The 333-nt window shown below is 48.6% G+C and carries 1 pseudogene; it reads right to left on the reverse strand.

Annotated features, from left to right (window positions below):
• Positions 1-333, reverse strand: a pseudogene (locus A3757_RS26285) (hypothetical protein); the annotation flags it as partial.

Genomic DNA, 333 nt, shown 5'->3' on the forward strand with positions numbered 1-333 from the left:
AATCAATGGACTCTTCCCTGTTAGAGCCACATGCACTATGCAGAGGTACAACACTGTCATCGCCGCCTGTAATCAGCGGGTGCGTAACGAGACCAAAAAGCTCATCACCCGTACCTGCAATACGCAAGTTAGGGATCGAATTAGACGTACCAGACGCGGCTAAGCCTCGAGCAATTTCAGGCTGCAATTCATACGTCATACCAATTCGCGTGCTGGGCAATGTAATATCTGCACCAATCCAATCGGAAATAGCATTAGCAATAGTAGAGCCGTAGTTGATACCATTAAACAGGTCAACACCTATGTTCGCCAGGTCAGTACCACCACCGGCAC

It is taken from the genome of Oleiphilus sp. HI0117 (genome assembly GCF_001635235.1).